We start from the raw sequence: 14127 nt of genomic DNA on the forward strand, positions 1-14127 counted from the left end.
TAAGGAAGCAGCTCTGCGCCAGCTCTACCTCCAGGACCTGGAGCCGGGGACACTAGAACCATGGAGCCCCTGTCAACTAACATTGAGCGGGAGGAAGTTATCGATGTACATGAAAGGTTCTACGAGTTCATAAGAGGCTTCAGGGATCGTAGCGGCTCCTATAAGTATAGGGAGCGTCTAAAGCAGATGATAACTATGGGCCAGAAGAGCTTGATAGTTGACTATAACGACCTCTACTTGTTCGACAATAGGCTGGCCAGGCTGCTGATAGACCGTCCCGACGAGGTACTCCGCCAGGCTAGTAACGTTGTGAAGGAGATTGTTGAAAGCGAGGCGCCGGAGTACGCGGAGACTGTGGAACACTTCTATGTACGCATACGTGCCCTGCCGAGGACTGTGCCGCTCCGCCGGCTCCGGAGCGAGTATCTGGGCAAACTGGTTATGCTTGAGGGCATCCTCGTTAGGACTACACCCGTTAAGGAGAAGGTGGTTAAGGCAAAGTTCATGCACTGTACAAGGGAGCATGGCTGCCATAAGTTTGACTGGCCCCCGGAGGGCGAGCTTATAGGAGACGTTCTCGAGAGGCCGCCCGCCTGCCCGGTCTGCGGCTCCTCCAGTGGCACCTTCCGCCTCCTCCCGGAGGAGTCCAAGCTGATAGACTGGCAGAGGATAGTGCTTCAGGAGAGGCCGGAGGAGGTGCCTCCGGGCCAGCTCCCGAGGAGTATAGAGGTGGTACTGCAGGATGAGCTCGTGGACACTGCTAGACCAGGTGACAGGATAAGTGTAGTAGGTATTGTAAGGGTTAGACCCGACTCGGTGGCCAAGAAGAAGGCCATCTACGACCTATACATAGAGGCTAACCACATAGAAGTATCGCAGAAGATCCTCGAGGAGGTAGTGATAACCAGAGAGGACGAGGAGAGAATAAGGGCTTTAGCCAAGGACCCCTGGATACACAAGAGGATTATAGCCAGCATAGCACCCGCCATATACGGCCACTGGGAGATAAAGGAGGCCATAGCACTGGCGCTCTTCGGCGGCGTCCCCAAGGTGACCGAGGACGGAGTGAGGATACGTGGCGATATACACGTGCTGATAGTAGGCGACCCGGGCACCGCAAAGAGCCAGCTCCTCCAATACGCTGCGAGGATAGCGCCTCGAGGAATCTATACAACCGGTAAGGGAGCGACTGCGGCAGGACTCACAGCCGCTGTAATAAGGGACAAGACCACCGGCGAATACTACCTCGAGGCGGGCGCGCTCGTCCTAGCTGACGGGGGCGTGGCAGCGATAGACGAGATAGACAAGATGCGCGATGAGGATCGCGTAGCCATACACGAGGCAATGGAGCAGCAGACCGTGAGCATAGCTAAGGCCGGCATAGTTGCTAAGCTGAACGCTAGAACAACAGTTATAGCCGCCGGCAACCCCAAGTTCGGCCGCTATCTAGCCAACAGGGCCCTCGCAGATAATATAAACCTGCCCATCACGATACTCTCACGATTTGACCTCATATTCATACTTAGAGACCAGCCTAATCCGGAGGAGGACCGGAAACTAGCTAGGCACGTGCTCGAAGTACACCGAGAAACCGAGAAAACTAAGCCTGAAATAGACCCTACGCTGCTGAAGAAGTACATAAGCTATGCCCGCCGCTACATGAGGCCAAGGCTAACCCTTGAGGCGAGCAAGCTGATAGAGGACTTCTACGTGGAAATGAGGCGGATGAGCAGTGAGAACCCTGAAGGCCCCATAGCTATAACGGCTAGGCAGCTTGAGGCCTTGATACGCCTCGCCGAGGCCCATGCTAAGATGGCTCTCCGTAGCGAGGTTACTAGGGAGGATGCGGAGGCTGCAATAAGGCTTATGAAAACATTCCTGGAGAGCAGTGGCATGGACATAGAGAGTGGGAGAATAGACATAGACGTTATAATGACCGGGAAGCCGCGGAGCAAGCAGGAGAAGCTGACCAGGATAATGGAGATAATAGAGGAGCTTGAGCAGGAGAGCGAGGACGGGTGTGCGAAGGTTAAGGAAGTGGTCAAGAGGGCTGCCAGCGAGGGCATAGACTCAAGCCTCGTCGAAGAGGCTATCCGCACGTTCCGCAGGGATGGAGTCATATACGAAAAGAGTCTCGGCTGCTACGCCGTGGTAAGGTAGTGCATAAAAGCAGGCCGGCGAGCATATGTATTATCTCTAGTATTCAGCTGGACCCGCTGGCCTCCTCTCCAGAACCGCCCTCGAATAGCTCTAGGCAGCCCTCCCTCTCCAGCCTCATCCTCCACATGTTTATGGGCATCCACATTATCCATGCAGGGATGCGCTTTATGAACTCGTAAGCCTCCTCCCAGCTCTCCAGCCCAAGCTTGCGGGCAAGCTCCTCAAGGCCCATTGGGCGGTGGAGGTACTCGTGTATAACCTCGAGCACCTGCGGCGTTATGAATACCTGCTTCTCACCCACGGGTATGATGTACTCACGACACTTCTCGCTCATACCCTGCTGCACCCGAGGCAGCCATGCGGCTCCCGGGGTAGTTTAAGCATTATATGCAGGCTGGGGCGGTACCCGGGGGCGGAAGTTAACAAGGCTACATCACCGCCCCCGGGGAGGGCTTCAGCGCTGGAACGCGCGGGCATCCCGCCCTCCAGGCTCCCAGGGGATGGCCGGGGTAGGGGCTCTAATTTACCGCTGGGCCTCGGGAAGCCCTCACTGCATGGACTATGCTCTTCACAAACCTGTAGACCTCGTCTACGAGGCTGTCCCTGTTCTCGAGCGTTACCCTGAACCACCTGCCGCGCTGCTGGAGCTGGGGTAGGACCTCCCGGTCGGAGAGCCTCTCATGCACCACGAACAGCCCCGGCTTCCCCGAGCGGAGGATGGATAGGATTGACCCCCGGATGCCGGGGAGCTTAAGCTCCATAGGGCCTATCTCGTCTATGACCACCAAGTCCGCCTGGCTCGCCTCCTCGGCCGCCCGGCTTGCAACCTCCTCGGCCTCTCTACACGTATTATACCGGCCTACACGGGGGCCGGAGCAGCCATCCACCCTGGCCAGCCAGGCTTCATGGCGGCCATCGAGGCTCATTATCCTGAAGCCTACCCTCCTACCTCCCCGGCGGACCTCGGGGCAGTAGAAGCCGGCTAGCCTATAGCCCTCCTCTCTGAGCCTCTCCGCCACCCTGCGCACGAGCGTGGTCTTGCCCACACCAGGCCTCCCCGTGACGAGCGCGTAGAGGTACACGCCTAGGCACCCCAGGGGCGGCGGGGATGGGAGCCCGTTAGACCGGGTATGGCGCTATTTTAGCCCCCTCTGTGCAGCATGGAGCTTGTAGCTGCTCTTCCTGGCCATGTACTCCTCCGGCGGCACGTAGAAGAGGAGCTTCCCCGTGTGGTAATCACGTATCACTGTGCGGGCGGCCTCCTCTATGAGGGGCTCACCGTCACTCTTATACCTCCATCCACGCTTCAAGGCTATAAGCTCGAGTATCCGGTATGGATCCTTCTCATCGATACCGTAAGCCTCCTTGACAGCTAAGGGGTTGTACCTCAACGCCCTTTCGAGGAGCATTACAGCAGGGCGGACAGGGTCTTCCAGCTGCTCAGGGGGCCGGCCACGTATGATAGCCTCCAGGGGGCCGCCCTCAACCGGTATGACGCCGGGCGTGTCAAGCATGTAGAGGTTTTCGCCTATACGGTAGAGCTGGGCGTGGGTAGTGTAGCCGGGGCTCCCAGGTATAGGGCTTGTCGAGGCGCTATGCCTGCCTTTCAGAGCATTTATTATCGTGGACTTACCGGTCTTGGGGAACCCAGCAACAGCCACTATAGCCGGATAGGTCTCAACGACATCTCTTATGGCCCGGCGCAGAACCCTGGTACCCTTGTGATCGCGGGCAGCCATGTAGACAGTACGGTAACCCTGATCCTCGAGGATGCGCTTCCACTTCTCAGCGACCCCGCGGGGCACCAGGTCAGCCTTATTGATGACTATTAGGAGGCGCTTCCCTAGGCTCTGCACCATCCTCTCTAGCCGCAGGCTCCTTGTCGAGACCGGGTCGCGCGCATCGACAACCTCGAGTACTACGTCGACACGCCTTACTATCCACGCCAAGGATCTCCAGGATGCGAGGATCATTCCAAGCCACCCAAGAGCGCAGCGGCCTCGGCGGAGAGGCTGGCTCTATTGCACCCCTTACCCTCCAGGCCTCTCGGAGAGCTTGTGCCTACGCGTTTAATAAAGCTAGCCGGGTGGAGGAGCTATTTCTTTGAGGCGAAGAAGTCGAAGAGGCTTCTCTGCACCGTAGCCGCCGCCTTGAGCTGTTTCTCGGTGACTCCGAAGTAGGAGAGTATCCTCAGAGCAGCCGGCACTATCTGGTGGTCAATATAGTAGTTGACGTCGATGGTCGATGGATCAACCATGAAGTAGGGGTAGGCCCTGCTGGACACACTCCCGCTACCCTTAACTATGACGTAGCCCACCTTATCGCCGGGAGACACCTCGTAGCCTGCCTCCTTCATACGCCGTGCAGCCATCACATGAGGCGCGTCATGCTCGTACTCCTCTATCCTCTTGCTCAGCGTCTTCCATATGATAAGCTTTGTTATTGGCACCTTGCCCTCGCGGAGCTGCTTTATTACCTCCCTTATGTAGCTTATAGCCTTGTCCACGTTCCCCGTATTCAACACTATCTCAGCCGCCTTCTCCTGCACCTCCTTAGCCAGCTCGCACCAGTCGCCGCGGACTGCTTCAAAGCCCACGATGTCTATACGTCCGTCCTCGAGGAGACCTACATAGCGCTTCTTAGCCTCCGTGAAGAACACTTTCTTGTAGATCTTGTCTATCTTTATCTCAAAGCCCAGCTCCTTCTCGACAAACTCTATCAGCTTCTCAACCTTCTCCTTGTCATAGACCACGAAGAGGGAGTCGGTGTCTCCATATATAACCTTTAGGCCGAGCTTCCTGGCATACTCGATAGCTGTCAGTATAAGGTTACGGCCCCAGGCTGTGACAGCCTCGGCGCAGCGTTTGCAGTACCAGCGGGCATGGCTCCACCCCATGTAGCCATAGCTCGCGTTCGCAAGAACCTTGAGCGCCTTCTGGCGCTCATCGTAGAGCCTGTACTCGGGGCTGTCAGGCGGAAACTCCTTCATCTTCTCCTTTACCTGTCGGCGTAGCTTCAGTAGGTTCTCGAGCACGGTCTTGAAGAAGCCTGGCGGGGAGCGACGGAACCGGTGCCCGACCTCGGGGGCTACATAGCAGCCGCCGTACTTTGGGCACTCCGAGGGGTCGTCGACTATAGTGTCGGGGCCCACGTTGTACTTTATCATTATGCTCGGGTACATGGAACTGAAATCGAGCACCACAACATTCTCATGGACTCCCTTGAGAGGCTTTAACACTACTGCACCCTTGTAGCTCTCCCCCCTCCTCTCCACCCGGTTCGGCACCAGCTCGTTCATATCGTAGGCTGCACGCATGAGATACCACTCTAGGCGGAAGCCTACGCCCATAGCACCTACCTGGTCGAGAGGCACACCCGTAACAGTGGAGAGCTGTATGGCGAACGGTAGCATCTTTTCCGCGAGGCCGTAGGTAGCCCTCACATCGTCGAGCGCGTAGCGCTCTAGCAGCTGCCTCTTCTTCTCGTCATCCCAGTACTCGGGTATCCTCCACCACTCTATTATCACACGCTCGCTCTTCTTCATAACGCCTAGGTACTCCGCTACCTCCTCAAGCGTCTTCATCTTTATCTCCGGCATCTCCTCGGCATAGTCGTAGAGGTCCACGTTCAGCCTACCCTGCACCGAGACGTGGCCGTAGACGCTGGTGGTGGGCTCTGCCCCCACACGGCGTGTAACGTCGAGCTTAATCCCGAGCCTACGGGCGCGCTCCATTAGGTAGGGCCAGTCGAAGTGGTTACTGTTATAGCCCACTATTATGTCGGGGTCGAAGGCTCTCACGTACTCTACGAACTCCCTCAGAACCCTCCTGTCGTCATGGCCTTCAGCTTCTATGAGCCTCTCCTTGCCCTCGCTGTCCCTCAGCGACACTATTATCACTGGATCCCTTGCAGGGTTAGGGCTCCCCCTCCTGCTATACACCTCTATATCAAAAGCTACCAGCCTCATCGGGGGAAGGTCGATCCGCGTTATATCCGCTAGGGGCTCCGGGTCGCCAGCAACCTTGTAGACACGGTCAACACGGAAGCCTGGATTGCGGCCCGCATCCTCTACGGGGATCCGGTAAACCGTGAACGGGTAGAGCCTCTTATCTATCAGATATCTCATTGCAAACCTTATATCTGCCTCGAGGGAGTCCTCCACACCCTCTATCTTCTTCACCGCCTCGCGGTAGTGTCTAACAGACTCGGGTATCATAGTGGTAATCTTCACCGCCTTACGGGGCCTGCCGAAGTACCTCTTATCAAGAGGCTTGGCATCTATTATCGGACTCTTGACCACACTAAGCCTCCTTATGGAAGCTGCTATCTCCTCCACCATATCCTCATAGCCCCGGGCTATGAGGGCGTAGAAGTAGGGGCGGAAGCGGTGGTCTAGAAGCACGACACGTTTACCGTCAAGCGTTATCCCCCAGAGGATTACTACCGGCTCCTTCCCCAGTATCTCGTAGCTAGAGTCTAGCAGCACGAACTCTATAGTCTCTGTCATGGGCTGGCTCTGCCCTGGAGAATCTACCACCACCCGCCCCTACATAATCGTATATCATTGCCTGCCTCTGCCCGCTAACGCATGAGGACGGCTAGCCGTCTAGGCAGCAGGGCCTCTCCCCCAACAACGCCATGACCACAGCGTGCCGGCCCTCGCCATAGTAGTCGGGCACTATCATGACGGGCTTGAAGGAGCTTCTCGCATATAGGCTCTGCGCTGGATAGTTGCCGGCCTCCACCTCGAGCACGAAGGAGCTGTAGCCCCGAGAGCTGCAGACCTCTACTAGGCTCTGAAGCAGGGCCGTGCCAACACCCCTCCTGCGGCACCTCTTCTCCACAGCTATGGAGGCTATGTGGCAGGCGCCAGAGGAGAGAGGTATACCTATTATGTAGCCTGTGATCCTTCCCTCAGAGCCCTGGGACACGAGAAAGTATTCACCACCGCTGAGCCCGTAGAGCAGATCGAGATACCACCGTGGATAGGGCTGGTCGAACGACTCCGCCTCTATGCGGTAGACCTCGTCAAGCTCGTCGGGCTCCACCGGCCGGACTGTTTTACAACAGGTCATTCCGGCCTAGACACCATGGCTGAGAGGGGGGCTGGCGGGGAATGAAGATTCTCTCCAAGAATCTCAAACGGGGCTCGGTGAAGGTTGTGCCGGAGACGACTGACGACATCTGGGTGCTCCACACAGTCATCCAGCCGGGAGACCTGGTTAGGGCCCGCACTGTGCGCGAGGTGCACTTCGGCGAGAGGGGCTCGGGTAGGAGCAGCAGGGTGCCCATGACGCTCACCATTAGGGTTGAGAAGACGGAGTTCCAGGCGTTCACTACGAGGCTCCGTGTGAGAGGCGTGGTTGTCGAGGGGCCTGAGAAGTACGGTGTGCTAGGCAAGTACCATACCATGAGCATAGATGTTGGGAGGGAGCTCGAAATAGTAAAGCCCAAGGGCTGGCCGAGGTCGCTGCTAGAGAAGCTAGAGTCTAGAGGCCCGCAGCCCGCTGCCGTGATAGTTGCGGTGGATTACGACGAGTACGCTGTAGCGGTGGCGCGGGGCCAGGGGGTTAGGGTGGTGGCCGAGGGGAGCCTGCACCTGCCCGGGAAGGATGACCCCTCAAGGGAGGATGCTTTGAGGGAGTCTGTGGCCGTTATAGCTAAGACTGTGGCGGGCGTGGTGGAGCGCGAGAATCCCCTGCTAGTGGTGGTCGCTGGCCCAGGCTCGCTCAAGGATATTGTGGCCGAGAGGCTCCACCCCCTCCTGCCCTCGAGGGTGAAGCTCTACACGGACAACGTGTCCATGGGGGGCCACGCGGGGGTGTTGGAGGAGGTCCGGCGGGGGGTTATGAGGAGCGCGCTTAGAGAGGCTGCAGCAATTCAGGCCGAGAGGCTCATGGAGGAGTTCGAGAGGCTCCTGGCCAAGGAGCCATGTAGGGTCGCGTACACGCTCGACCAGGTGCTTGAGGCCGCCTCCATGGGCGCTGTGGAGAAGCTGCTGGTTCTCGACGAGATGCTGCACCACCCCGACCCGGAGGTCCGGAGGAGGGTCGATGAGCTGCTCAGGCTAGCCGATAGTACGAGGGCGGAGATACACTTCGTGAGCGCCGAGGCCCCTGCCGGAGCGCGGGTGAAGTCGCTAGGGGGAGTTGTCGCGATTCTCCGCTACGCTCTGCAGCTCGGAGGGAAGGCCTGCGCCTAGCACGGCGGGGTAGCGTTTCCTCAGCCTCGCGCCGGGGACCGCCACCCCGGGGTGGAGGAGCACCCTTCCCCCCAGCAGCTCGCCGTACCCCCGCCTAGCCAGCTCCAGCGCCGGGCCCACTGGCTCGGCCTCCACAACAGCCACCATACCCTCCGGCGTGACCTCCTCGTAGGGCCTAGCCGTGCGGAGGGCCTTACGGATAAGCCTTACACGCATCTGCACACTATCCTTGTAGACGGCAGGGCAGTAGTGGACGGTTATCCTCCTCGTATGGGCCGCCGCCCACTTCACTATCTCCATAGCCGCCTCCTGGCTGCCCTTGACCACGGGCCTCGAGTGGCTCGGCAGGTAGCCGCGCAGGATGAGCTGACGCACATTAGCCTCCGACACCTCGAGCTCGTTTAGGTTAATAAACTCTACCCCCATGTCATCAAGCCTCTTTATAAGCTTCTTGGTCTCCTCGACCCTGTCGGGGAGCACCGGTATCTCTACGCCAACCCGCACCCGCTCTAGAAGGTGGAGGGCGGCCTCTATGCGCTTCAAAACCCACTCTCCGACCACATGGAACCGTATCTCGTCTAGCCCGGCGCGCTCGAGCTCGAGCAGGGCCGATGAGGTGGCGTAGCGGCCGCTCGTGTAGAGGTGCACGTGGAATCCGTCGCCGAACACGTCCTTCAGGAGCCTTATGGCTCTGACAGTCCTGTCAAGCCTTACGAGCGGGTCCCCGCCGGTTATGCTGGCCCCGTCGGCCCCTATACGGTATGCCTCGAGAACTATGTCCTCGAGAGACTTAACCGGCTCCTCGTCTACGGTAATTACGTCGTGGTGGAGCTTTGCGGGGGAGACCGGGCAGTAGAAGCAGTTATCGTCACAGAGCCCGGTTATGAACACCACTATCTTTGAGCCCCTTACGCAGTATATGCAGCCGAGAGGGAGGGAGCCCACCAGGGAGTATACATCCTTGACCAGCTTGACTCTCCTCAAAGCCGTTCACACCAGCGGCGAACCTTTAGCCCGGAGGGCGCGGCGGAACAGGGGGTTCTCGCGTGCAAGCCTGCGGACAGCATCCTCTATGCTATCCCAGGGCTCAAGCTCGTGCTTGACAAACACACCCGTTCTACCGAGCGCGTCGCGGCGCGTGAGCACCCTGACCCTCTCCAGCACCGTGTCTACGCTAACCCCGACCACCCTAGCCACCTCGGCCTCGCGGCCTATAACGGGTGATTCTCTATGCCCCTCCGGTGTAGGCTCTATCAGCACTAGCCTCTTATTGACCCCGGGGACGCGTCTCCCGGCCACCAGCCCGGCATAGTCGAGGGCTCCGCCAAAGTAGTAGAACTCGTATTCTCTCTTAGACAGCTTAGCCAGGGGGAACGATACTACTCTCTTCTCGTAGGCGTCGAGCGCTATGTAGGCCTTAGGGGTGCTCTGAGGAGTGGCCTGGACTATAAGCTTATGCGATATACGCAGCCCCGCCCTCTCGAGCCCCAGCTCCACCATGTAGGAGGGCACCACCGAGGGTATGAAGACGTCGATATCACTATCCCTATGAACGTCGCCTCGTGCGATACTCCCGTGCACCAGGGGCGCCAGCCCAAGGCTAACGAGGGCCTCCATCACGCTCTTAGCCTCGCGGCGGAGGCTCTCAAGGAGCCTCCAGTGCTCCTCGGTATAGACTACGGCCCTGTACTCGCCCCGTCTCTCAACCTTCTCGCGGGGCATACTGCTACCCCTCGTGCATCTCCACGACTGCCGCGGGCACTGCGCAATGCAGCAGCTCCACGCAGCCCCGTTAGACGCCATGGCTTCCTAGCTACTTATAACTCCAAGGCGCGCCCCACCCAGGCCAGGGCCGCTGGCATGACTGCCGCCGGGGAGCTGCTGCTCTACTACCTAGCAGCATGGCTGGCAGCCACCCTAGTCCTATCCAGAGTACTGGGGGAAGGCTCTAGACTCACAGTCACCCCGTTGATGATCATGCTCCGTATACCCTCGGGCTTCAGCCCGTTCGAAAGGCTCCGAAGGTATAGGTGGCTGGGGCTGCTCTTTGACGCCGGCGTGCTGGCAGTGTTCGCACTCACAATAGAGTTCTACCGGGTTATGGTATCCAGGATAGCCGGAATGTTCGCCGGGCGCCCCCAGGGCGCCGCGCCGGTTGTGCCGCTAATACCTGGAGTAACTATAGGCCTGAAGACCTTCCTCTACCTGCTTCCAGGGCTCTCCGTGGCTATAATACTTCACGAGCTCTCACACGCCCTCGCGGCCAGGTACGAGGGTATAAGGGTAAAGTCGGCCGGCTTCCTCATAGCGCTCGGCATCCTACCCGCAGCCTTCGTGGAGCCCGACGAGGAGGAACTTACAAGGGCGCCTCTCCGAAGCAGGCTTAGGGTCTACGCGGCCGGTATCCTAGCCAACGTATTAATCTTCGCCCTTATAGCCGGGGTTAACGCGGGCCTGCAGCACGGCGGAACATACATAGTTATACTCCAGGTTAGCCCCGGCTCCTTCGCCGAGAAGGCTGGCATAAAGAGCGGCGACGTGTTCCAAGCAATAATAGTGAATGGCACAAAGTTCGATAAAGTGAGCAGCTTTATAGAGTACGTGAGTAGGCTGAGAGCGAGCAACGGCGGCACGCTGGCCAATGTGACGCTTGAGGTCGAGTTTGTGAAGCCGAGCGGCGCGAGAATACTTGTTGTGAAGCCCGCTGCACCACCCAATGTGCGGGACAGGGAGCGCTACGAGCATGTGGGCGTCTACCTGAGCGAGATACCCAGGACCCTACTAGGCCTAGGCATGAGCGCCGGCACTGCCTACACCCTCTGGACCGTTAGCATCCTCGCCGCCCTAGTGAACATAGGGCTAGCCGCGATTAACGCCGCGCCCCTCTTCATAACTGATGGCGCCCAGATAGTGAGGGACATAGCCGTTGAAAGGCTTGGCGAGAAGCGGGGGAGGCTAGTAGCATCAATAGTGTCGGGTATAACACTGATGATGCTGCTGCCAAACATACAGCTTTGAGGCCGAAGAAGCCTCCACGGAGCCCGTAACGCGGGTGCGCAGACAAGCTCCTAAAAGAAGAGTGAGGGTGGTAGTGCCTGGAGCGCCAAGGGGCGAGAATCCCTTAGGAGGCTACGTCGCTGAAGGTTAGCACGCTAACCCCTGGAGGCCTGCGCTCTATCGAGCCTAGACGGTTGGCTATGAGCAGCTTCACCTGCTTCTCTGACGCGAGATCAAGCATGCGCTGGGTTACAATGCCGTCATAGACTATCGCGTAGACCTTGCCCGGCTCTATCTTCTCCAGCACATTGTATATGTCTCTCACCGGCACCTTCTCCAGGGGCCTCCACTCCCTGTCATATAGGATTGCCTCAAGGGTGCCGCTAAGCTTCTTTATCTCCTCCACCACGTTAGCGGGCAGCTCTACACGCTCGACCTCCACCTGGACTACCGGCTCCGCCTTGGGGGCTGCGGCGGGTGCCGAGGGCTGCTGAGGCTGAGGAGGTGCAGGCTTCTCGGCAACCGCCTCGGGCTGCTTGGCCTCCCTCTCCTCGGGCTTAGCCTCAACCGGCTTCTCGGGTTTACCCTTAAGCTTACGCTCCAGGATGGCCAGGTACTCGCGCGCCGGCACAAGGTTGCGGAGAGCACGGACTATCTCCTTGCCCGTTAGTTCCTCCACCTCCTTGCCGGGCGGGGCCCTGGCAACATAGTCTATGTCTGCCGTGCGGAGGAGCTCCCAGAGTATCAAGTCGCCTCCATGGTCGCCGTCCACGAAGGCTATGGCTTTCTTCGTCTTGGCGAGCTTTATTATGGTGTCTGGTATCTTACCCCTGGCGCCCTCGAGAGCTATCACGTTCCGGTAGCCGTAGCGGAGCAGGTTGATTACATCGGCTCTACCCTCTACTATGATTATCTCGTCGCTCTTGTCCACATCGGGACCCGCCGGGAGCTTCTCGGGCCCATAGGATATGACTTCGCCGCGCTTAACCGACTCGCTTATCTCCCTGAGGACCTCTCGGAGGTCCGGCGTCTTCTCGAGGGACCATATGCGGAGTATCTCCTTAGCCCTCTCCACGATCTTCTTTATCTTCTCCGCCCTAACGTCAATGATGTCGTAGACATGTACCCTGGCCTTGTAGGGGCCTACCTTCTCTACAAGCTCGAGCATCGCTGCTACGAGCGCTGTCTCTACCCTGTCGAGATTGGAGGGTACCGTTATCTCGCCGTAGGTCTTAGTGCCCTGGTGCCGCACCTCCAACTGAACGCGGCCTATACGGCCCCTCTCTTGCAGCTCGCGGAGATCGAACTCCTCTCCGAAAAGATTCTCTGTCTGTCCGAATATAGCGCCTATTATGTCGTGCCTGTTTACTAGGCCCTCTACTTCCACCTTCGCCTTTATAAGGTACTTCAACTCCAACACCCTGGCGCTGCTTCGTGTATCCTGCGCTCCTCCCTCCGCCACCTCGGGGTGGAGCACCCATTCATTTGGGGCGAGAGCCTTACACGGGCCTCACATGGAGGCCTTCTGGCCGCAATGGCTGTGAGGCATTAACCACCAGTCTCCGTTAAACATTATCGTGTGATGGCAGCCTTTTTTAGTTCTTCCAGTATCCTCCGGGCCTCCGGGTTCTGTTCAAAGTATCTCCTCACGGGCTCGAGCATCTCCGCTAGCGCCTTAGCAGTAGCCTTCTTGAGGTCCAGCGGGTGCAGCTTACCCTCCCGGTAAATCTTCTCGAGATCCTCATAGCTCTCAACAACTATTGTGCCACCGTACTTCTCGGGCCTCTCTATTACAAGCTTGAAGCCCGGCCTTGAGAAGAGGAGGTATCTGTTTATCTCCAGCACCGGGTTGTAGCGGACCTCCCGGGCAGGGCAATAGGCGCGGCGCAGCTTCTTCTCGATCTCCTCTGGCGGGTCGTAGACGAATATGGCGGTGTCGGGCTTTGACTTGCTCATCTTGAAGTTTACCGCGTGCTCCTCCTCGCTCACCTCGCTGGGATTCATCCTCCCTATGCCCTGTAGCCCTGTGAGCAGCGGCGTGTGGATAGCTATAGGCTTCTTCCTGCCGAGCTTCTCCGCTGTATCTCTGGCGAGCATGTGGGCCTTGCGCTGGTCGGTGCCCCCGAGGGCTATATCGACGTCCAGGTAGAATATGTCCGTCACCTGCATAGCCGGGTAGATAAGCTTGGAGAAGTCCAGCTCAGCCTCCTCGGCCCTACGCCCCATTATGGTGAGCGCCCTCTTAATCCTCGCCAGGGTGTTGTGCTTAGCCACGCGGAGGAGTATCGCCCAGTAGTCCTTGTCCGACACGAGATCCTCGGCGTCAACAACCTTTACACGGGAGCGGGGCACCCCTATAGCCTCCAGCACATCTATAACATGGCGGGCGGCCTTGCGTATCAGATCCATGTCGCCGCCAAGCTTGTCGTTTATCCACGCATGCCAGGTGGCAGCGAGCAGATAGAACTCAACCCCTGCATCAATCATATCCCTTACCTTGTTGGCCCAGACGAGCCAGCCTATGTGGAAGAGGCCGCTGGGCTCAAAACCTATGTAGCCCTTCAGCTTCTCCCCGGCCTCAAGCCTGGCCTTCAGCTCCTCGAGCGTGACGACCTCCACGGTGTTCCGCGTTATGAGCCTCAGCCTCTCCTCCGGCGTCACGGCTTGCCTCCCCTCTCTACCTTCTCAGACCCCGGGGGCCTGCCCCGGACGACTGTTCAATAAACCCTGGGCAGGGTGTCCCTCAGGCCCTGGAGGGGCCGGGGTGC

12 protein-coding genes are annotated in these 14127 nt (G+C 58.6%); 3 read left to right on the forward strand and 9 right to left on the reverse strand.

The window, feature by feature from the left end; all coding sequences use genetic code 11:
- The first annotated feature begins 60 nt into the window (after positions 1-60).
- A complete protein-coding gene (gene mcm, locus CF15_RS03885) occupies positions 61-2160 on the forward strand; it encodes a minichromosome maintenance protein MCM (protein WP_058370620.1) in 2100 nt (699 codons plus the stop codon).
- 43 nt (positions 2161-2203) lie between these two features.
- On the opposite strand, the gene CF15_RS03890 is transcribed toward mcm, so the two are convergent.
- The 5 genes from CF15_RS03890 to CF15_RS03910 all read right to left on the reverse strand — a co-directional run bounded on the left by CF15_RS03890 (position 2204) and on the right by CF15_RS03910 (position 7235).
- On the reverse strand, positions 2204-2494 hold the full coding sequence (locus CF15_RS03890) for a hypothetical protein (protein WP_058370621.1): 291 nt from the start codon (positions 2492-2494) through the stop codon (positions 2204-2206).
- A 184-nt stretch (positions 2495-2678) separates the two neighbouring features.
- Positions 2679-3242, reverse strand: coding sequence for an NTPase (locus CF15_RS03895; protein ID WP_058370622.1), 564 nt, complete (start codon positions 3240-3242; stop codon positions 2679-2681).
- Between the two features lie 54 nt (positions 3243-3296).
- Complete coding sequence (gene rsgA, locus CF15_RS03900) at positions 3297-4133, reverse strand: GTPase RsgA (RefSeq protein WP_058370623.1); 837 nt, start codon at positions 4131-4133, stop codon at positions 3297-3299.
- A 122-nt stretch (positions 4134-4255) separates the two neighbouring features.
- A complete protein-coding gene (locus CF15_RS03905; protein WP_058370624.1) occupies positions 4256-6667 on the reverse strand; it encodes a DNA-directed DNA polymerase in 2412 nt (803 codons plus the stop codon).
- A 91-nt stretch (positions 6668-6758) separates the two neighbouring features.
- Complete coding sequence (locus tag CF15_RS03910; RefSeq protein ID WP_083494482.1) at positions 6759-7235, reverse strand: GNAT family N-acetyltransferase; 477 nt, start codon at positions 7233-7235, stop codon at positions 6759-6761.
- A 41-nt stretch (positions 7236-7276) separates the two neighbouring features.
- Between CF15_RS03910 and CF15_RS03915 the strand changes: the two genes are divergently transcribed.
- Entirely contained in the window at positions 7277-8362 is a 1086-nt protein-coding gene (locus CF15_RS03915; RefSeq protein ID WP_058370626.1) for an mRNA surveillance protein pelota, read from the forward strand.
- On the opposite strand, the gene CF15_RS03920 is transcribed toward CF15_RS03915, so the two are convergent.
- A complete protein-coding gene (locus tag CF15_RS03920) occupies positions 8300-9346 on the reverse strand; it encodes a radical SAM protein (RefSeq protein ID WP_058370627.1) in 1047 nt (348 codons plus the stop codon). The two genes, CF15_RS03915 and CF15_RS03920, sit on opposite strands and share 63 nt — an antisense overlap.
- A gap of 6 nt (positions 9347-9352) precedes the next feature.
- Positions 9353-10084: a nucleotidyltransferase domain-containing protein gene (locus CF15_RS03925; protein ID WP_058370628.1), complete on the reverse strand. Its 732-nt coding sequence runs from the start codon at positions 10082-10084 to the stop codon at positions 9353-9355.
- Positions 10085-10222: 138 nt separating this feature from the next.
- On the opposite strand from CF15_RS03925, the gene CF15_RS03930 reads away from it, so the two are divergent.
- Positions 10223-11380 (forward strand): site-2 protease family protein, encoded by a 1158-nt coding sequence (locus CF15_RS03930; RefSeq protein ID WP_058370629.1) that lies wholly within the window; start codon positions 10223-10225, stop codon positions 11378-11380.
- A gap of 103 nt (positions 11381-11483) precedes the next feature.
- Here CF15_RS03930 and dnaG read toward each other — a convergent pair whose 3' ends face one another.
- Both dnaG and CF15_RS03940 read right to left on the reverse strand, forming a co-directional pair.
- Entirely contained in the window at positions 11484-12770 is a 1287-nt protein-coding gene (dnaG, locus tag CF15_RS03935; protein ID WP_058370630.1) for a DNA primase DnaG, read from the reverse strand.
- A gap of 161 nt (positions 12771-12931) precedes the next feature.
- A complete protein-coding gene (locus tag CF15_RS03940) occupies positions 12932-14020 on the reverse strand; it encodes a tyrosine--tRNA ligase (RefSeq protein ID WP_058370631.1) in 1089 nt (362 codons plus the stop codon).
- Between the last annotated feature and the right edge of the window lie 107 nt (positions 14021-14127).

It is taken from the genome of Pyrodictium occultum, from assembly GCF_001462395.1.
Classification (GTDB): Archaea; Thermoproteota; Thermoprotei_A; order Sulfolobales; family Pyrodictiaceae; genus Pyrodictium; species Pyrodictium occultum.